20 protein-coding genes are annotated in these 18,256 nt (G+C 30.3%); 9 read left to right on the forward strand and 11 right to left on the reverse strand.

From position 1 onward, the window contains the following. The first annotated feature begins 9 nt into the window (after positions 1-9). Entirely contained in the window at positions 10-777 is a 768-nt protein-coding gene (locus HA149_RS07080; protein WP_209114350.1) for a hypothetical protein, read from the forward strand. A 9-nt stretch (positions 778-786) separates the two neighbouring features. On the opposite strand, the gene HA149_RS07085 is transcribed toward HA149_RS07080, so the two are convergent. Both HA149_RS07085 and HA149_RS07090 read right to left on the reverse strand, forming a co-directional pair. Beyond that, positions 787-1,764: a hypothetical protein gene (locus tag HA149_RS07085; RefSeq protein WP_209114352.1), complete on the reverse strand. Its 978-nt coding sequence runs from the start codon at positions 1,762-1,764 to the stop codon at positions 787-789. A 2-nt stretch (positions 1,765-1,766) separates the two neighbouring features. Beyond that, complete coding sequence (locus HA149_RS07090) at positions 1,767-3,212, reverse strand: hypothetical protein (protein WP_209114354.1); 1,446 nt, start codon at positions 3,210-3,212, stop codon at positions 1,767-1,769. Between the two features lie 342 nt (positions 3,213-3,554). On the opposite strand from HA149_RS07090, the gene HA149_RS07095 reads away from it, so the two are divergent. Further along, on the forward strand, positions 3,555-5,129 hold the full coding sequence (locus tag HA149_RS07095; protein ID WP_209114356.1) for a GumC family protein: 1,575 nt from the start codon (positions 3,555-3,557) through the stop codon (positions 5,127-5,129). A gap of 197 nt (positions 5,130-5,326) precedes the next feature. Here HA149_RS07095 and lexA read toward each other — a convergent pair whose 3' ends face one another. The 6 genes from lexA to HA149_RS07125 all read right to left on the reverse strand — a co-directional run bounded on the left by lexA (position 5,327) and on the right by HA149_RS07125 (position 10,770). Beyond that, entirely contained in the window at positions 5,327-5,944 is a 618-nt protein-coding gene (gene lexA, locus HA149_RS07100) for a transcriptional repressor LexA (protein WP_209114358.1), read from the reverse strand. Between the two features lie 57 nt (positions 5,945-6,001). Further along, complete coding sequence (gene argF / locus HA149_RS07105) at positions 6,002-6,928, reverse strand: ornithine carbamoyltransferase (RefSeq protein WP_209114360.1); 927 nt, start codon at positions 6,926-6,928, stop codon at positions 6,002-6,004. 28 nt (positions 6,929-6,956) lie between these two features. Continuing rightward, complete coding sequence (gene ftsH, locus HA149_RS07110) at positions 6,957-8,819, reverse strand: ATP-dependent zinc metalloprotease FtsH (protein WP_209114362.1); 1,863 nt, start codon at positions 8,817-8,819, stop codon at positions 6,957-6,959. A gap of 102 nt (positions 8,820-8,921) precedes the next feature. Continuing rightward, positions 8,922-10,028 carry a bifunctional diaminohydroxyphosphoribosylaminopyrimidine deaminase/5-amino-6-(5-phosphoribosylamino)uracil reductase RibD gene (gene ribD, locus HA149_RS07115; protein WP_209114364.1) on the reverse strand — a complete coding sequence of 369 codons (1,107 nt, stop codon included), beginning with the start codon at positions 10,026-10,028 and terminating at the stop codon, positions 8,922-8,924. Positions 10,029-10,043: 15 nt separating this feature from the next. Then, positions 10,044-10,544 carry a DUF3122 domain-containing protein gene (locus tag HA149_RS07120; RefSeq protein WP_209114366.1) on the reverse strand — a complete coding sequence of 167 codons (501 nt, stop codon included), beginning with the start codon at positions 10,542-10,544 and terminating at the stop codon, positions 10,044-10,046. Beyond that, the gene (locus HA149_RS07125) at positions 10,519-10,770 is read right to left on the reverse strand and encodes a hypothetical protein (protein ID WP_011863384.1); all 252 of its coding nucleotides are present in this window, start codon (positions 10,768-10,770) and stop codon (positions 10,519-10,521) included. The genes HA149_RS07120 and HA149_RS07125 overlap by 26 nt, the downstream gene beginning before the upstream one ends. 83 nt (positions 10,771-10,853) lie before the next feature. On the opposite strand from HA149_RS07125, the gene cbiT reads away from it, so the two are divergent. Next, a complete protein-coding gene (cbiT, locus tag HA149_RS07130; protein ID WP_209114368.1) occupies positions 10,854-12,128 on the forward strand; it encodes a precorrin-6Y C5,15-methyltransferase (decarboxylating) subunit CbiT in 1,275 nt (424 codons plus the stop codon). A 13-nt stretch (positions 12,129-12,141) separates the two neighbouring features. Here the strand turns inward: cbiT and HA149_RS07135 are convergent, their stop codons facing one another. Both HA149_RS07135 and pheS read right to left on the reverse strand, forming a co-directional pair. Then, on the reverse strand, positions 12,142-13,050 hold the full coding sequence (locus HA149_RS07135) for an NAD(+) kinase (RefSeq protein WP_209114370.1): 909 nt from the start codon (positions 13,048-13,050) through the stop codon (positions 12,142-12,144). Positions 13,051-13,121: 71 nt separating this feature from the next. After that, positions 13,122-14,129, reverse strand: a complete 1,008-nt coding sequence (pheS, locus tag HA149_RS07140; protein WP_209114372.1) for a phenylalanine--tRNA ligase subunit alpha — start codon at positions 14,127-14,129, stop codon at positions 13,122-13,124. A 68-nt stretch (positions 14,130-14,197) separates the two neighbouring features. Here pheS and surE point away from each other — a divergent pair, with 68 nt between their 5' ends. Further along, on the forward strand, positions 14,198-15,007 hold the full coding sequence (gene surE / locus HA149_RS07145) for a 5'/3'-nucleotidase SurE (RefSeq protein ID WP_209114374.1): 810 nt from the start codon (positions 14,198-14,200) through the stop codon (positions 15,005-15,007). Here the strand turns inward: surE and HA149_RS07150 are convergent. Next, positions 14,987-15,520 (reverse strand): DUF3611 family protein, encoded by a 534-nt coding sequence (locus HA149_RS07150; protein ID WP_209114376.1) that lies wholly within the window; start codon positions 15,518-15,520, stop codon positions 14,987-14,989. The two genes, surE and HA149_RS07150, sit on opposite strands and share 21 nt — an antisense overlap. Before the next feature lie 68 nt (positions 15,521-15,588). Here HA149_RS07150 and HA149_RS07155 point away from each other — a divergent pair, with 68 nt between their 5' ends. From HA149_RS07155 to HA149_RS09610, 5 genes are all read left to right on the forward strand, one after another. After that, positions 15,589-16,512, forward strand: a complete 924-nt coding sequence (locus HA149_RS07155; RefSeq protein ID WP_209114378.1) for a bifunctional riboflavin kinase/FAD synthetase — start codon at positions 15,589-15,591, stop codon at positions 16,510-16,512. A gap of 7 nt (positions 16,513-16,519) precedes the next feature. Continuing rightward, a complete protein-coding gene (locus HA149_RS07160; RefSeq protein ID WP_209114380.1) occupies positions 16,520-17,575 on the forward strand; it encodes a thiamine phosphate synthase in 1,056 nt (351 codons plus the stop codon). Continuing rightward, complete coding sequence (gene thiS, locus HA149_RS07165; protein WP_209114382.1) at positions 17,565-17,774, forward strand: sulfur carrier protein ThiS; 210 nt, start codon at positions 17,565-17,567, stop codon at positions 17,772-17,774. The genes HA149_RS07160 and thiS overlap by 11 nt, the downstream gene beginning before the upstream one ends. Positions 17,775-17,885: 111 nt before the next feature. Further along, positions 17,886-18,053, forward strand: a complete 168-nt coding sequence (locus HA149_RS07170) for a hypothetical protein (protein WP_209114384.1) — start codon at positions 17,886-17,888, stop codon at positions 18,051-18,053. Positions 18,054-18,120: 67 nt separating this feature from the next. Further along, positions 18,121-18,252 carry a hypothetical protein gene (locus HA149_RS09610; RefSeq protein WP_280634154.1) on the forward strand — a complete coding sequence of 44 codons (132 nt, stop codon included), beginning with the start codon at positions 18,121-18,123 and terminating at the stop codon, positions 18,250-18,252. Positions 18,253-18,256 lie beyond the last annotated feature (4 nt).

Genomic DNA, 18,256 nt, shown 5'->3' on the forward strand with positions numbered 1-18,256 from the left:
AAATTTAAAATGAATTTAAAAAATAAAAATCTTTCTATCAAATTAAATTATTTACCAGAGGTTTTCTTAATGGGAGGATTGGGAAACCAATTATGGATAATTTCATATGCTTATCAATTAACTATAAATTATGAAAAAGTTTTAATTAATGAATCTTGGTATAAGAATTATTCCATATTTTTTTTTAGTAGAAAAAGAGTCAGAAGAAATGGATATTGCCATATTTTCAAAAATCTTTCTCAAAATTTGAGTTTTTTTAATTCTCCATTTTCTCTTTTGAAATATAGATTTTTTAAGTCATTTAATTCTAAATCCTTTAAAAAGAAATTTGATTACTTTCAAGATCATAAAAATATAAGTTTAGATTTTAAAAAAAAGATTTCTAAATTATTAATATCTTCTTTAAGTGAAAAACAGAAAAACAAAATAATCCTCCAATTTAAATCAATAAATAAAATGAAATCTATTCATTTCAGAATTGGCGACAAAGGTCTTCCAAAAGAATCTGAAATAAAATATATTAAATCTCTACTAAAAAAAATAAATCAAAAAGACAAATTTTTATTATTTTCAGATTCCCAAAAAACTGCGATAGACTTTTTAGTAAGGTTTATCAATAATCAACTAATCATAATTGATTGTGAAGATGAAGTATATGATCTAATAATATTAGCTCTATGTAATGAATGTATTATTCTAAGGGAAAGCACATTTTCTTATTGGGCAAGAATATTATCGAACGAAATAAGAAAAGAGATTAACTTTTTAAGTAATTAAATATTTAATTTACCTAAAAAAATTAAAAAATTTAAGAATAACTTTATTAAGAAATTTCTTAAATTTATTTGAACTTTTTTCTTTCAATAATTTAGCCTTAGGCAATGAACTATTTATTATGGCAATTTTATATTTATCTGAATAAAACTCCTCAAACTTTATTAATTTTGTAACCGTGCCAGTAGATCTCATAAATATATCTTCTCCTGAAATAATTTTCTCTTCGAGCGAAAGCATTATATGAAAATTATTATATTCTTGATGAGTCCAATTTTTTATTTTCTCTTTTAGTTTTTCTACTCCACCCATATTAGTTAGATGGTAGCCATTAATTGTTGGAAGAGTAATAGTATTTATTCTTTTTGATTTATCTTTTATCCTAAACCAATTTAATGATTTAATTTTCAAATCTTTTGAATAACCTGCTATGGATCCCTCCCAATTTGAATCATGAAAAATATTCGGATAGTACCAAAATTCATGCTGTTTCAAAGATATTGGTTTTAATTTATTACCTGAAAAATAATTATGAACTTCATTTAAGTTATCGGGAAGTTCATCAGCATCAGAAAAAATTATTAAATCATTTGAATCTGTGTATCTATCAATGTAAATAGAGCAAGCTTCTCTTTGAAAAGAATCTAAAAGAAGATTTATTTTAGACTTGTCATAGTGGTTATGATCGATCATGATCTTCTTCAAGTAACTTGATTCTTTCTTTGAAAAATTATTATTTTTTTTAGAAAGATTATCTAGTAAGTGATCATAGTTTAAAAAATTTTCATCTCTAGAAATTATTTTTAATTTGTCTCCATATCTTTTTTTTAAATTAGAAAGCTCTGGCAAAATATGTTTCTTATATTTTCCGCTAAATGTTTGATTTGATTCAATAACAATAAATTGATCAATATAGTCCACAAGTGCTTCGAGTCTAATTTCTAATAAATTAATCTCATTAAAAAACATACTGACATCAACTATTCGCATAATTAGATACTAGATAATATTATTTTATGAAATTCTAGATAGTTAAGAGATTCTTTTTCGTCAATAACATTATCAATTTCATTCTGAAGAACATCGGAAGGATTTATTAGAGCTAGTAACCCTTCTGGAGTATGTGATCCAGAATGATGATCTTCAACAGCAAAAAACTTTATTCCATATTTTTCATAATTTTTATTTGCTTCATTTAGGTTGAATTTATTTTGTAAATTCGAATCCTTAGAAGGATCAAGAGTTAAAACAATAGAGTTGGAAATTCTATCAACCTTATTTTTCAAGCCTATTTCTGTAACGAATTGGCATAAATGGGACTTGACCAAGTCTAAATCCAAGTTTTCGTTACCTTGAAAATTAAAGCCATATTGTGGTGCCATATTCCTTTCAATATTGAATTTAAATGTAAAATCAAGAGTATTGTTTAAATAGGTTGATAGACTCTCTAAAAAAATCTCCATATTAACTATTTTTCCATCATATTTTGATAAATATTTATTGTCAAAGTCTGGATTAGGCTCTTGGCCCATAGATGAAGTAATACAAATAGTAAAATCTTGAAAAACTTTTCTTTTAATTATTAATCCTAAAAAGTCATCAAGCAAATCAATTGAAATATTAATTGCATCTGCATTTTTCCTGATCCAGTTTTTAGGATATTTGTTTTTATCAAGGAAAGAAGAAGTATCATGAGCATACCAATACCTATGCATATTCCCAGCTATGTGATTACTAAAGATAGCTGAATAATCAGGTTTAAATTTTTTAATTAAGTCAAAATAAATAGAAGCAATTAATGGGAACTGAGCCATTCTTAAAAATTCTTTATTCTTATTTTTTATTGCATAATATAATATTTTTATAATTAATTTTATACTAAAAAAAGAGATCCCAAAAGAGCTAGGGGATTTAAGAATAAAAAAAATATTTTTGAATAAACTTTTATAAATAGCTTTAAGACCAGTTATTCTTGCTGATTTTCCTACAAGTGAATTATTAAAGGAGTTAAATTCTTTATATTTAATTGGTTTAGTAATTTCCTTATCTCCAAAGCAATCAGGTAAATAAAACTTTAAATTTTTATTTTCAATTAAATCATTTGGGACTTTTGAAGAATGAATAGAGCTTATTATTCCAACACTTTTATTTTTAGAGGCTAATTTATCCCAAATTAGATAATTGCTTTCCAGAGAATCTGAATACCAATAACATTTATGTTCACTGAAAGGTTTTCCTGTATGAAATGAAGCCCAAGTTTGAGAAGGATACAATTTTTTTTTCTCAACATCAAGAGCCTTTGTTGTATAAATTTTTAATAATTTATTTTTATAAAGTTTAGAAATAACTTTGTTAATATTTCTTTTGCTTGAGATGTAGTTTTTTAATATTTCCGGAGATATTTCATTAATTTCCAAATTTATTATTTTTCTTTTCATTTTTTAATTAATTTAATAATTATCTTATAAATAATTCTTTAATATTTAATTTTAAAATGTCAACTTTTATAAAAATACCATAATTTTTTTTATTGGTAAAGTAAAAGTATTTATAGTATAATTTAAAAATATTTAAGTAGGTTGTACTAATATAAATTAACATGATAGAAATAATAGATAAAAATGCTCAAATAAATTATTATAAAAATCCCCTTCTTATGAAGAGAGATTTTATTAATCTAAAAAGATCTTTATTATGCAAAACAAGCTCATTATTAAATGAAATAAGTAATCTAAAATTTTCAGGATATAGTCACTACAAAATATTTACAGATTAAATTTATGTATTCAAATTCTAAGGATAATCTCAATCAAAATTTCGAAAATAATGGAAATGATTTAATAGATCTCAAAAAAATTTTTAATAGAATTACAAGACAGAAAAATTTAATTATTTCATTAACTTCAATAGCAACATCTTTTTCTATATTTTATTCATTAACTAGAACTCCTGTATGGAAAGGGGAATTTCAAATAGTTGTTGAACAAAATAGAAATAATAATAACTCTACAAAAATAAATGCTCTGAATTCAATAAGTGGACTTCCAAAGATTGCTATGACAGGAGTATCAGAAACAAAATCACAAGAAGCCATATTAAGCAGTCCTTCAGTTTTAGAATCAGTCTATAATTTTGTTAAAAAAGAGAAAAAGAATACCTCTAATAATATTGATAATTTAAGTTTTAAAGAATGGAGAAAAACTTTTCTTGTCGTACAATTTAAAAAAAATACAAATATCCTTAATATTAGCTATGTCGACACCGATAAAGAATTAATTCTCAAAACCCTTAAAATCATATCTTCAAAATATCAAAATTACTCAAAAAAGGATCGACAAACGAGTTTGGTTAATGGCATAAAATACTTAAAGGTTCAAGAAGAGCAACTTAAGAAAAAATCAAATGAATCATTAAAAAGATTAAATGAATTTATTATTACTAATGGCTTAGGAGCTATCGATGGTTTCGTTAAACTAGATACAACTTTTAATGACAAAAATATTTCTTCTCAAACGCAAAATATTATTTCTAATAAGGATGAAATTAGTAATTCAGGAGCTGGTCAAAGATACTCTTCTCTATTTTTAATGCTTGAAAAACTTGAATCTGAATATATTGATCTTTCAACAGTTCTAAAAAGTAACTCTAAAACATTATCGACCTTAAAAACTAATATAGATAATTTAAAAGAGTTTCTTAAAAGACCAAATGAAATACTTTTAGAATTTAGAGTTCTGAAAAGAACAGCAAGTAGAGATGAAAGTTTTCTCAAGGATATTGAGGGCAGACTTCTGGCATTAGAATTAGAAAAAGTAAGAAAAGAATCTCCATGGGAACTTATTTCGGAACCTACTTTATTAGATCAAAGAGTTTCACCTCAAAGAAAATCGATAGTTTTATCAACTTTTATAATCTCTTTAATTGCAAGTTTTTTGATTGCCAAATTTAAGGAATTTAAAAGTGATTCAATTCATGATAATGATTTTTTGAAGGATTATTTAAAATTTAAATATCTCGGTAAAATTTATGAAAATAGCCAAACTTTAAACGAATTGATATTAAAAAAATTAATTGAAGTTTCAAACACACAAGCATGCAATATTATTTATTTAAATAAAGATTCATTTTTTAATAATGAAATCAAATCTACATATAATTTATTTCCAAAAAATTTTAAATTAAATATAGTAAATTCAAATTCTTTAGGTAATTTAAATAGCTCATCAAAAATTATTTTAATAAGTGATCCCAGCAATTTAAGCAAAAAATCAATATCAGAAATAAGCAAATTTTTGGATGTTTATGAAAACCTAATTATTGGTTGGCTAAATATTGAAAAACAATATAAAAGTTAATAGAATATAAATCTTTTCAAAAAATATATATATGAGGTTTGTAAATCGGTTCACTAAATTAATTTATCTTCTTGGTATTTCAGTATTTCTCTAAAAATTTTGAACTGCAAGAAGCGAAGTAGATAAATATAAATTACAAAATGGTTCTGAAATAAATTAAGTCTTTAACTTAAGTCTAGGATTTTAAAAAATAATTATTAAACTTTTCTCCAAACGGCTAACAATTTACCTTGAAAAACAACTTCTTCAACATTTAACTCAATTGGTTCATAAGCTGGATTTGCTGCTTCAAGAAATATTTTTCCTCCTCTCTTAACAAAATATTTTAATGTTGTTCCTAAGCCAGGAACCATCGCACTAACAATCGTTCCATTCCTGAGAGAGTAGAAATCAGTAATTGGCTGCATCAACACCATGTCTCCATCTGCGATACATGCATTTATCATAGAATCCCCGTTAACTGTAAGAGCAAAAACATTTTTCTTTTTTAAAACTTCAGAAATATCTAAATTCTCTTGAACATCAGAATAAGTTTCAATTAAACCTCCAGCTGCGACTGCGCCCATAATTGGGACTCCTTCAATAATTTCATCTACTATTTGCAGTGTTCTTGCTTTACCTTCTTGCCATGAGATATATCCCTTTTCTTGTAAATGCTTTAAACGACTTTGAATTGGAGCGGGAGATTTTAATCCCATAGCTTGCATCATCTGCCTGATGGATGGGCTATGTTGAAAGGCTTTCATATATTCTTTTATCCATCCATAAAGCTCATTTTGAGCTTGGGTAAGATCATCCCCCGAAAAATCTTCCATAAAACAAATGTACTCTAATACATTTGTACCCTTTTATTAAGTATTTTGCAAGTAATCCTAGTTTAGAAGGCAAGATAAAAGTGCTTGTTGAGCATGCAATCTATTTTCTGCTTGATCAAAAATTCTATTTTTTTTACTTTCAAAAACCTCATCAGTTATCTCTTTAGATCTGTATGCAGGGAGGCAATGAAGAATAATTGCATCTTTTTCAGCATTTCTTACTAAATTATGATCAATGGTAAATCCAATAAAGTCTTTATCTTTCTCTTCTTTATGATTTTCTTCCCCCATAGATGACCAAACATCTGTATATAAAACATTTGCTCCCTTTGCAGCAGCAATAGGATCATTAGTGATTTTTAATAAATCCTTATTATTATATATTTCGTATGCTTTTTTAATGACCAAAGAGTTAGGTTCATAACCTTTAGGGCTCGCAATCCTAACTTCTACTCCTAATAATGCACCACATAAAATAAGAGAATTTGCAACATTATTACCATCACCTATAAAGGTTAAAATTACGTCTTTAAAATCATGAAATTCATCTTGAATTGTCAAGAAATCAGCTAAGGCCTGACATGGATGTTCCAAATCTGTAAGAGCATTAATAACTGGCTTTGTGGACCACTTTGCATATTCTTCCAAATCTGAATGATCAAATGTTCTAATTGCGATAGCATCACAATATCTACTTAAAACTCTTGCAGTATCTTTAATTGGCTCTCCTCTCTTTATTTGTGATGTTGTAGGATTAAGGTCAATAGTGGTACCACCCAGCCTAGTCATTGCAACCTGAAAACTAACTCTTGTACGAGTTGATGACTTATCAAAAATTAATCCTAAAACTTTATTGTTAAGATCAATATTTATCTTTTTATTTTTGAAATTATTTGCAAGTTCTAGAATATGAAAAACCTCATCGGTTGATAAATCCAAGCTTGATAGGAAATTGTTATTAGCAAGCTTATTTGGTTTTATCATGGATATTTCTAGTTGTATCTAGATTTTACTATGCTGGCATTTTACTCTCTGCCAAGAGTGATTTAAGGTCATCCCCTTCTATAACTTCTTCTTTAAGAATTTTTTGAGAAATCGATTCAAGAAGTGGTAAATTATTTCTCAAAATATTGAGTGCAGTTTCATGGGCATCATCGACCAAATCTCTTACCTCTTTGTCGATTGCTTGAGCAGTAGCATCACTAACAGACCTTCTAGGGTTATTACCATTTCCAAGAAACTGGCCTCCGCCTTGTTTATCATACGCAAGCGGACCAAGAATATCACTCATTCCGAATGTTCCTACCATTTGTTCGGCTATATCAGTTGCTCTTTGTAAGTCGTTTGATGCTCCGGTTGTAATCTTTCCGAAAACAACCTCTTCAGCAGATCTTCCTCCAAGAAGTGTAGCTATTTGTCCTTTTAGTTCTTCTTTAGAATTTAAAAATCTTTCTTCTGTTGGCAATTGAAGAGTATAACCAAGTGCACTCATACCTCTTGGTACAATCGAAATCTTTGCGACTTTAGAACCTCCAGGCATAAGATGACCCACAATTGCATGACCAACTTCGTGATAAGCAACCACTTTCTTTTCATCATCTTGCAAAACTCGACTTTTCTTTTCTAAACCAGCCACAACTCTCTCTATTGCTTCACTTAAATCTTGTTGTTCTACACTTTTTCTTTTGGCCCTAGCAGCAAGTAAAGCAGCTTCATTCACCATGTTAGCTAAATCAGCTCCTGCGAATCCGCTCGTAGCTTGAGCAATTGAATCTAAATCTATTGAATCTGCGAGTTTAACTTTTTTTGTATAAATCTCTAAAATAGTTTTTCTACCTGATAGATCTGGTCTGTCAACTAAAACTTGTCTGTCGAATCTTCCTGGTCGCAGAAGAGCCGCATCAAGTACTTCTGGCTGGTTAGTAGCAGCAAGAACTATAACTGGCTTATCCGCTGAGGCGAACCCATCCATTTCTGTAAGTAGTTGGTTTAATGTTTGTTCCCTCTCATCATTCCCACCAACTACTCCCATTGACCCTGAACGACTTTTACCAATAGCATCTAATTCGTCAATAAAGATAATGCAAGGAGCTTTTTTCTTAGCTTGCTCAAATAAATCTCTGACTCTTGCTGCACCTGCACCAACAAAAAGTTCAACAAACTCAGAACCAGAAATAATGAAGAAAGGAACTTCTGCTTCTCCAGCAACAGCTTTTGAAAGTAGAGTTTTTCCTGTTCCTGGAGGTCCCACTAGAAGTACACCTTTAGGTATTCTCGCACCGATATCTGTGTATCTCTCAGGTTTTTTTAGAAAATCAACTATCTCCGTTAGTTCATCCTTGGCTTCATCAACTCCCGCAACATCAGCAAATGTCACCTTTGATTCATCATCAGGTACATAAACTTTAGCTTTACTTTTGGTAAAACTTAAAGCTCCTTGGGCACCACCACCTCCCATACTTCTTCTTGCAAAAAATTGTAAAACAAGGATGAAAATTAAAGGAGGAACAACCCAGCTCAAAATGGTAGAGAAGAAATTAGGTTTTTTTGGAGGAGCAGCTGCGAATTCAACCCCTTTACTTTCTAACCTTTGTGGAAGATCCATATCAAAAATTGGGGTTGTTGCTAAAACTGAAGGTGCCCCTTCTTCAGCTCCGTTTAATTCATATCTAATTTGTTCTTGAGTAATGTATGCACGCTTAACTTCCCCATCATTAACCTGATCTATAAATAAAGAATAAGGAACCCTGGGGATTTGCATGTTTTGATTAGGGAAAAGGCTGCTAAATAGAAGTAATGCTCCAACTCCTATCAAAATGATATTTACAATTCCAAATCTTCTATTAGGTTGATTATCATCTTGTCTTATTGGCATAGTTATGATCAATTTTGAACTTATTATAAACTAAACGAAGAGTTTCCGTATCTGTAATCTTTTTTTTGGGTAAGAACCGTACGGTACTTTGACCCATAAAAATTAAGTATAAAAGTGATTTTTAAGTGAACTCTTAACACATATATCATTTCCGATCAAACTAAACTGAGAATCACTTAATTTGATGATTTCGTGCATTTCCCTAAATTCAAAATCACTTAGGGGATTCATACTATTTTCTCCACCTAAAATTTTTGGAGCAATAAAAGTAATAAGTTCCTGAATACAATTAGATTTAATAGCGGCAGTAGCTAATCCAGGGCCACATTCCCAAAGAACCTTATTACAGCCTCTTTTTGCAAGTATTTTTGAAATTAACACTGGATTATCTGATAATACCTTTTCAACCTCCACACATTTCGGAATCCTTGAGAGATAGCTTTCATTTGCTGTAGAAGAATCATAAATAACTAAAGTTTTTGCCTTACTGCAATCCCAGACATTAGATTTTGAAGGGAGATCTAGACTTTTTGTGAAAACAACTCGCAAAGGCTCAGGATTTTTGAAACCTCTAGTAGTCAAAAGTGGGTTATCTCTTCTTAATGTGTTTCCCCCAATAATTATTGCATCAAATTCTGCTCTAAAAGAATGAACTAATGACCTTGATTCATCATTGGTAATCCATTTACTATTTCCATTTTTTAAAGCTATTCTTCCATCTATACTCATTGCCCATTTAAGAACACCAAATGCCTTTTTTGTAATATTCCTATGAATGAAAGCCTTATTTAGATCTAAGGATTCTTTTTTACATAATCCTAAGTGAACTTGTATTCCAGCTTCTTTTAGAAGCTTAATCCCTTTACCAGAGACTCTTTTATCAGGGTCTTCAATAGATATGTATACCTTTTTTAACCCAGAGGATATCACTTTATCTACACATGGAGGTGTTTTACCTTGATGGCAACAAGGTTCAAGATTGACATACATTGTTCCACCTTTAGCATCCTTTTTTAAATTATTAAAAGCCATTGCCTCTGCATGAGGCATACCTGCCTTGAAATGAAACCCTTCTGAAATAAGGCTTCCATTCTTATCAAGTATCACCGCTCCCACCCTAGGGTTAGGAGTTGTTGTATTTTTGCCTAAAGAAGCCAAAAAAATTGCTCTTTTCATCCATTTTGTATGGCTTACATTTTTTTCAGACATCTGCAAAAATCAAATTCAGTTTATTGACCTCCACTCTTTGACAACGAAAGGAGGTACAGGCAACTCAGAAAAAACTCCTGACAAAGATAATCTTAATGGTCTATTTTTATCTAAATTTTTAATCAATGCATCAAGATCAAATTCTGCAGCAGCTTGTCTTCTATCATTTGCTAATTCCACATTAAGTAATGTTTTATCATCTAAAAGCCACTGTTTTCTCCCTGATTCCACCCTTAAGTCAGTGGGATGATCAATCCTTAGATTTCCTGGATATCCTATTACTCTCAAGATCAATTTATCTTCAAAAAGAGGTGATTTATATGCTACTAATTGCCAAGTTTCAAAGTCTAAGTCCCTTAAAAACTCACTGCTAGCATTAATTAATTTTCCATTTATTTCTGTTTCTGCAACTTCTGCAGATACTTTTAATGGGTTAAAAATGAAGGATAGCAGTAAAAATAAAGTAAATATACCTTTTAAAAAATTTTTTTTATTTGATTTTGTAATTTTCTTCATTTTCAGAATCCATCAGAGCATCTAGAGTTACAGCTGTTCTTACAATAGCTTGATATCTTTTGATTATTTTACGATTTTTTTCTATAACTCGAGATAAATTCAAAGTGTCTTTTTCAGAATAGCTAGATGTTAAATCGCTAGAATCTTCTTCAATAAACTCAAATTCACTATCTTTATTAATTAGAGTTAACAATAAATCATGTAATCTCTTTCTCCTTTCAGACAATTAATTTACTATGGTAACTCAAATAATAATAAGATAATTTAATAAAACATTCAAACAATTTAGTCCCATTTCATTAAATATTGATGACTGAAGTTAATAGAAAAATTCATATAATTGGAATTAATTCTTATAAATTTGAGGATCTATCTTTCAAATTACAAAATCTATTTTTAGACACAGAAAATGTTGCAGTTCCAAATTCATATTTTGAAGAAATAAAATCATGGAGCGAAAATGGTTTAGAAAAAAAGAAATTATTTTTTTCAAGCGAAAGTAATTACGAACTTGTTAACTGGCTTAGATCTCAAAAAAATGATGTTATTTTGATTTCGAGAGGAGATCCACTTTGGTTTGGCATTGGGAGAATACTACTAGAAAATTTTTCAAAAGATGAATTAAGTTTCTACCCTTCAAATACTTGCATTCAATTAGCATTTAGTAAGTTAAAGATCTCATGGCAAGATACTGTTAATGTGAGTATTCACGGCAGAGATTCGACTAGGTTAGTAGAGGCTCTTAAAACAAGGCCTTCAAGTTTGGCTATTATTACAGATTCAAATAACAAAAGTTTAGAAATAATCAAAAAAAATTTATCAGAATTAAATCTTATTGACTTCTATGATTTTTGGCTATGTGAGGAGATTGGCTTCGACAATGAAAAGATAAGAAAATTAAATCTTAAAGAGTCATTACCATCTGATATATCAAGTTTGAACATTGTTGTTCTTACAAAAACAAAGAAAAATTATTCAAATAATAATCTCCCTCTTTTCGGAATCAGTGACCACATTTTTAAGACTTTTGATGATAGACCAAACTTATTAACTAAAAGGGAGGTTCGCGTTCAAATATTAGCTGCTTTAGAGCTCCCAACAAATGGTGTCATCTGGGATATAGGAGCAGGTTGTGGGTCAATTGGTTTAGAGGCACTAAAGTTAAGGCCTAATTTAGATTTGTTTTGTATCGATAAAAGGATTGGCTCAAAAGAATTAATATTAGAAAACTCGAAGAGGCTTGACGTCAAACCAAAATTTATTTTTGAGGAAGACATAAATTACACCTTGAATATGAATAATTTAAGTTCTCTTGTAAAACCTAATAGATTAATAATTGGAGGATGTGATAAAAAAACTAAACTCCAGATTATTAATAAACTAGCTCAAGGTATGGATATTGGAGACATTATCGTTATCCCAATAATTGATATTCAAACTATTAAAGAATTGAAAGAGGAATTAGAAGATAAAAATTTCAAAACAAATTTAAATTTAATTCAGACCTATAAAAGTTTAAGTATTGCGGAGGGAATTAGACTAGAACCAAATAATCCTGTTTTTCTATTAAAAGGGAAAAAATAAATTCTAATAATTGTTATTTGTCAGGCTTAGCTACATGGGGCAAACCCCAACCTAGTTTATTTCTTAAAACTTGGAAAAATTCGTGATCTTCAAGTCTGATAAATTTTACTGAGTGTTTACTTTTTCTTATTAAAACCCTATCTTCAGGCCAAACATAACAACCGGCATTTCCATCAACAACCATTACTAACCTTTCAGGAGTTGCAGGGAAAACAGTTACTGGCTCTGAATCATTAAAAACCAATGCCCTAGATGCCAATGAATGTGGAGCAATTGGAGTTAATTGCACGACTGGACAATCAGGCGTGATAACTGGTCCTCCAGCACTTAGAGAATAGGCGGTAGAACCAGTTGGAGTAGATAAGATTACTCCATCAGCTGAAATATCCACAGGAGCATGTCGCCCTATAGAAATTTCAAAGTGACACATACTTGTTAGAGGTTCTCTATGAAGAGCCATCTCATTAAGGCAAAGAGACTCCCATCTCCTCTGATCATTCCTCATTACACTAATGATAAAGCAAGTTCTTTCTTCAATATCCCAATTCCCAGCAACTATTTTATCTATAGCCTCATCTAGGTTAGATAAATAAGCTTCCGCAAGAAATCCTAAATGACCAGTATTTATTGTAAGAATTGGGATTTTAGCAGGTGCCGTTTGCCTTGCAGCAGAAAGCACAGTGCCATCTCCACCAAGAACAATTGCAAATTCCATTGATGAATCAAACCCCTCGGGGACACAATTCGTATATCCCAAAGGACGAACATGTTGATCAGGATTTGCGAAACCAACCATCCCTCCAGAGCTACTAACTCTTACAACTTCAAAATTAGATTTTTCCAATTTTTTTTGAACAGAAGTTGCAGTTTGAACAGCCAGTTCCTTTCCATCATTAACGATTAGTCCTGCTTTACGTACCAATCAAAAAATTAAAAACTAGGACTATCTTAAACTAATTTGTTGGACAATCCTAATTTAAGAATTAAATACTATTAGAACTGTTCTAAGAATCTAATATCATTTGTATAAAATTTTCTGATGTCGTCGATCTGATGTCTCACCATACAAAATCTCTCAACTCCTAATCCTGCTGCAAAACCAGTCCATTTCTCAGAATCTATTCCTAATTTTTCTAAGACCTTTGGATCAACCATTCCGCAACCCATTACTTCTAACCATTTACCTTTCCACTGGACGTCAACTTCTGCTGAAGGTTCAGTAAATGGGAAATAACTAGCTCTAAATCTTACAGGAATGTCTCCAAAAAAGGCCTTTAAAAATGTAAGAACTGTTCCTCTTAAATGACTAAAATTAATATCTTGATCGAGACATAAAACCTCAACCTGATTAAATACAGGGGAATGAGTAGCATCTACTGCATCTCTCCTATATACTCTCCCAGGAGCAATAATTCTTACTGGAGGAGGATTTTTCTCTAAGTATCTTATCTGAACAGGAGAAGTATGGGTCCTTAAAAGTCGATTTTCATCTAAGTAGAAAGTATCCTGCATATCTCTTGCGGGATGATTTTTGGGTATGTTGAGAGACTCAAAATTATAAAAATCAGTTTCTATTTCAGGACCACTTTCAACTGAGTATCCTAAACCACAAAAAATATCTATTATTTCGTCTTGAGTTGAAATCAAAGGATGTTTATTCCCAGGGGGTGTCCCAATTGAAGGGATAGTTACATCAATTTTTTCTTTTTTAATCTTTTTATCTAAGGCTTCGCTGTTTAGTTTATTTTTTCTTTCAGTTATTAGTTCTTGCAAATTTGTCTTTATTATATTTGCCTTCTGGCCAATAATTGGTCTATCAGTAGCAGATAATTGACCCATTGTTTTCAAAATAATTGATAAATCACCTTTTTTTCCTAGCAAGGAAACTCTCAATTGATCCAGTTCTTCATGAGTATTAGAATTATTTATATTATTTTTTGCTGTTAGAGAAAGATTATTTAGTTTTTCCTCAATTTGACTTAATGATTCAATTTGACTCACTGATATAGTAAAAATAAGTATTGCCTTATCTTACTTAAATATCGTCCATAAATAAAATGTCTTGATTAATGAAACCGTTAAATATATTAATTAGCAATGATGATGGTGTTTTCGCAGCTGGGATAAGAGCCTTAGCAAAATCAGCCAAAAAAAGAGGACATAAGGTAAAAGTAGTATGTCCTGACCAAGAAAGATCAGCTACTGGTCATGGTCTTACTTTACAATCCCCATTACGAGTGGAAAAAGCTGACGAGTTATTTGGAGAAGGAATTGAAGCTTGGGGATGTTCCGGCACACCTGCTGATTGTGTCAAATTAGCACTATCTGAACTCTTGGATCATAAACCTGACCTGGTACTATCAGGAATAAATCACGGGCCCAATTTAGGGACAGATATTTTTTGTTCTGGCACAGTCGCTGCAGCTATGGAAGGCACTTTAGAAAATGTTCCTTCCATGGCAATAAGTGTTGCTAGTTATAAATGGAAGAATTTTGAATTTGCTGGAGAAATTGCAATGAATATTGCCGAACAAGCAATTAACGATATTTGGCCAGCTTCACTTTTATTAAATTTGAATATCCCTCCCTGCGAAAAAAACAAAATAAAAGAATTATCCTGGACAAGATTATCGGTAAGAAAATATAAAAATCAATTTTCCAAAAGGGAAGACCCAAGGGGTGATGATTATTATTGGTTAGCAGGTGAAGTTGTTTTAGATCTTAAATCGAAAGGTTACGGTCCTAAGAATTGGCCTAGCGATGTATCTCAAATACAAGAAAATAAAATATCTCTTACACCTGTAGAACCAGATTTATTTTGGAGAGGTAATTTAGACAACTTACCTAAAATTAATAATTCATTTGTAAATCCTTCTTAAAAGCCATAAAGAAAAGCAAAGTCCAAAAAAATGAGCAGCAATAACTTGTGTGTTACTAAGAACTGATAATATTTCAAGACCCGTAATTGGGATATCAGATGTCGCTGTTATCAATTGTCCAGTTGTTTGAGAGGATGCTTGTATAAATAAGGCTCCCATAAGAGCTTGATATCCAATTAATCCAAATAAAATTCCAAATAAATCAACTATTAGTCCTCTTTTTATCAATTTACCGGTTTCTCCTCTTGAGGGTCTTGCGTTGCTTGCGATTGCTCTTCCTGTTCTAACTATTAACCAACCTTGCCAAAGACTAAAAAGTAGTAAAATCAGGGATATTGTAGTAAGTGATAGACCAGGCGCTAAGCCAAGCTGTCCTTCGCTGTTATTTACAACATTTGAAAAAAGCAAAACAGCTGCAACAACAACACCTAAAATGGACTGAACCCAAAAGCGTATCCATCCGATGCGCCGCATTCCAAATGAAAGGGACTGAAAATCCATTTTGTCAGACATTCATTTGATTGAATAAACTGTAATCAATCCAAATTTGCCACTAAAATCATAAAATTGCACGTAATCTTTTGATCTCTTTAATATCGCCATCTGAAGTTAAGAGTCCTACCTCAATAGCTATTGGAAGTTTTGATGGCCTTCATGCTGGCCACAGACAATTAATAAAAAGTGTGGTTCAAGAAAATCAATATACCCCAACAATTGCAAGCTTCTGGCCTCATCCCCGAGAAGTTCTTTACAAAGAGACGCGTCTTAGACTTGATCTCCCTTATGAAAAACTATCTATTCTTGAAGATCTCGGCATTGAACAATTAGTTCTGATTCCTTTTGATACGGAACTATCCAAATTAAGTGCAGAAAGATTCGTAAGAGATATTTTGATAAATCAATTAAAAGCAAAAAACATTTCTGTAGGTGCTAATTTTAAGTTTGGTTTCAGAAGAAGTGGAGATATAAATACAATAAAAAATATGATTAAGGATACAGATATTAATCTAAAAATTACTCCAATTTTAGAAGACAAAGAAGGTAGAATCAGCAGCAGCAGAATAAGAAATTTATTAGAGAAAAGTGATCTGAAAAATGCTTTCAAAATTCTTAATAGGCCTTATAGTTTTAATGGAAAGGTTGTTAAAGGTAAAGGAATTGGAAAAAGTATAGGATGGCCTACCGCAAATCTTGAAATAGATGGTAGAAAATTTTTACCTGGAGAAGGAGTTTACGCATCTTGGACAACCATAGAAAATTCCAACAAAAAAATTGAATCTGTTATGAATCTTGGCTCTCAACCAACAATAAATCCTTTATTGCCATCTGCAGTTGAAGTTCATTTAATAAATAAAGATATCGATCTGTATGGTTTAAATCTATCTGTTGAACCAGTTGAAAAACTTAGATCTCAAATCAAGTTCAAAAATATAGATCAACTTTCTAATCAAATTAAAAAAGATAGAGATAATGCTCTGAAAATTTTTAAAAACTACAAAAAATAAATTACAAATGCTGAATTTCAATACTAAAGACGCTGAAGATTTAAGAATTTATCAAATTATTGACGCTAATCTAGATAGAGCTAGAGAAGGACTAAGAGTATTAGAGGATTGGGCTAGATTTGGCATAGGCAATGAAAAATACGTTGAAAAGATTAAAAATTTTAGACAAATTTTAGGAAAAAATCATTTAGAAGTTTATAAACAATCTAGAAATCACATTGAGGACAAATGTAAAGGATTGACTCATCAAGAGCAAATCAACAGAAAAACTTCTGAGCAAATTATAAGTTCTAATTCAGCCAGAGTTCAAGAAGCATTACGAGTCATAGAAGAATTCTCAAGGCTGCAGAATCATGAGCTTTCAAAAATAGCATCGGAAATTAGATATGAAATTTATACTATTGAAATTGACTTATTAAGTTATAGCAAGTGTAAGAAGTCGGAGAAAATTTTAAAAGAAAATGACTTATATGTAATCACAGATCAAAAGGACAATTTATTAGAAATAATAGAAGAGATTTTAATTGCGGGAGTAAGAATTATTCAGCATAGATTTAAAACGGGAACTGATAAAGATCATCTACAAAAAGCAATTCAAATTAAGAATCTATGTAAAAGATATAATTCTTTATTTATCGTTAACGATAGACTTGATATAGCTCTAGCATCTAACGCGGATGGAATTCATCTTGGACAAGACGATTTAAACTTAAAAACCGCAAGAAAACTATTAGGATATTCAAAAATTATCGGTATAAGTGCAAATAATGCAATTGATATTTCAAAAGCCCTTAAGGAAGGTTGTGATTACATAGGCATAGGACCAGTATTTGAAACTACAACAAAAAAGAATAAAAAACCCTTAGGTATTGAAAATATCAAAACATTAACAAAGGATTTAAATATTCCTTGGTTTGCTATTGGAGGAATCAAGTCAAATAATATTTCATATTTAAAAAGAAATGGGTTTAAAAAAGTTGCCTTAGTTTCGCAATTAATGAATTCTGAAGATCCTAAAGAAGACGCTATTATGATTCTAAAAGAGTTATCTCATGAAAATTAGGGTAAATGGAGAAGAAAAAAAAATAGAATTGGATCAAGAAAATGCTCTACTATCTAAAGCTCTTAACCATATGGGATATAAACCAAACACAATTGTAGTTGAGTTAAATAATCTAATCATAAATTCAATGAAATGGGAAAAAGTGAAGCTTAAAGATGGTGATAATTTGGAAATCGTTTCAATTGTTGGTGGTGGTTAAAGATAAATTCTTAATATATTAAAAATCTTCATAATTTTTTAAGTTTAGGCTTGCAACAATAACCAAAATTCTCCTTTTTTCGTTATATATTTTTAATACTTAAGTTTAACAATGAAAGAAAAAATTGATATTAACTCAAGATCTCTTAAATGGGAACAAAATGGTGAGTTAGCACATAAAGATCTCTCTGAGCTAATTGAAAGATTAAAAAATGTAGAAAGTGAACATACCTCATCTGAGCTGTCTAGATTAGGTACAAAATCAAACAAAAAAGATTAAATTTGTTACCTTGATCTTGTTTTTATAAAAATTTGTACCAAATTAAAATTACTGAATATAAAAATAAATGCCGAAAAGATTTCCAGAGTGGGTAAACACGCAAGTCGTGATAAAAGCAATCAAAATGAGAGAAGAAGGGATGCTATCAAAACAACTTAATTTATGGATAGAAAACCTATTAGAAATAGAAAAAAAGTAATTTT

Source organism: Prochlorococcus marinus XMU1406 (genome assembly GCF_017696055.1).
In the GTDB taxonomy this organism is placed as follows: domain Bacteria; phylum Cyanobacteriota; class Cyanobacteriia; order PCC-6307; family Cyanobiaceae; genus Prochlorococcus_A; species Prochlorococcus_A marinus_W.

What these genes read in the sequence shown, in the direction of transcription:
- HA149_RS07080 (WP_209114350.1), top strand. Translation starts at nt 10, where the DNA reads ATGAATTTAAAAAATAAAAATCTTTCTATCAAATTAAATTATTTACCA.
- HA149_RS07085 (WP_209114352.1), bottom strand. Translation starts at nt 1,764, where the DNA reads ATGCGAATAGTTGATGTCAGTATGTTTTTTAATGAGATTAATTTATTA.
- HA149_RS07090 (WP_209114354.1), bottom strand. Translation starts at nt 3,212, where the DNA reads ATGAAAAGAAAAATAATAAATTTGGAAATTAATGAAATATCTCCGGAA.
- HA149_RS07095 (WP_209114356.1), top strand. Translation starts at nt 3,555, where the DNA reads ATGTATTCAAATTCTAAGGATAATCTCAATCAAAATTTCGAAAATAAT.
- lexA (WP_209114358.1), bottom strand. Translation starts at nt 5,944, where the DNA reads ATGGAAGATTTTTCGGGGGATGATCTTACCCAAGCTCAAAATGAGCTT.
- argF (WP_209114360.1), bottom strand. Translation starts at nt 6,928, where the DNA reads ATGATAAAACCAAATAAGCTTGCTAATAACAATTTCCTATCAAGCTTG.
- ftsH (WP_209114362.1), bottom strand. Translation starts at nt 8,819, where the DNA reads ATGCCAATAAGACAAGATGATAATCAACCTAATAGAAGATTTGGAATT.
- ribD (WP_209114364.1), bottom strand. Translation starts at nt 10,028, where the DNA reads ATGTCTGAAAAAAATGTAAGCCATACAAAATGGATGAAAAGAGCAATT.
- HA149_RS07120 (WP_209114366.1), bottom strand. Translation starts at nt 10,544, where the DNA reads ATGAAGAAAATTACAAAATCAAATAAAAAAAATTTTTTAAAAGGTATA.
- cbiT (WP_209114368.1), top strand. Translation starts at nt 10,854, where the DNA reads ATGACTGAAGTTAATAGAAAAATTCATATAATTGGAATTAATTCTTAT.
- surE (WP_209114374.1), top strand. Translation starts at nt 14,198, where the DNA reads ATGAAACCGTTAAATATATTAATTAGCAATGATGATGGTGTTTTCGCA.
- HA149_RS07150 (WP_209114376.1), bottom strand. Translation starts at nt 15,520, where the DNA reads ATGTCTGACAAAATGGATTTTCAGTCCCTTTCATTTGGAATGCGGCGC.
- HA149_RS07160 (WP_209114380.1), top strand. Translation starts at nt 16,520, where the DNA reads ATGCTGAATTTCAATACTAAAGACGCTGAAGATTTAAGAATTTATCAA.
- thiS (WP_209114382.1), top strand. Translation starts at nt 17,565, where the DNA reads ATGAAAATTAGGGTAAATGGAGAAGAAAAAAAAATAGAATTGGATCAA.
- HA149_RS07170 (WP_209114384.1), top strand. Translation starts at nt 17,886, where the DNA reads ATGAAAGAAAAAATTGATATTAACTCAAGATCTCTTAAATGGGAACAA.
- HA149_RS09610 (WP_280634154.1), top strand. Translation starts at nt 18,121, where the DNA reads ATGCCGAAAAGATTTCCAGAGTGGGTAAACACGCAAGTCGTGATAAAA.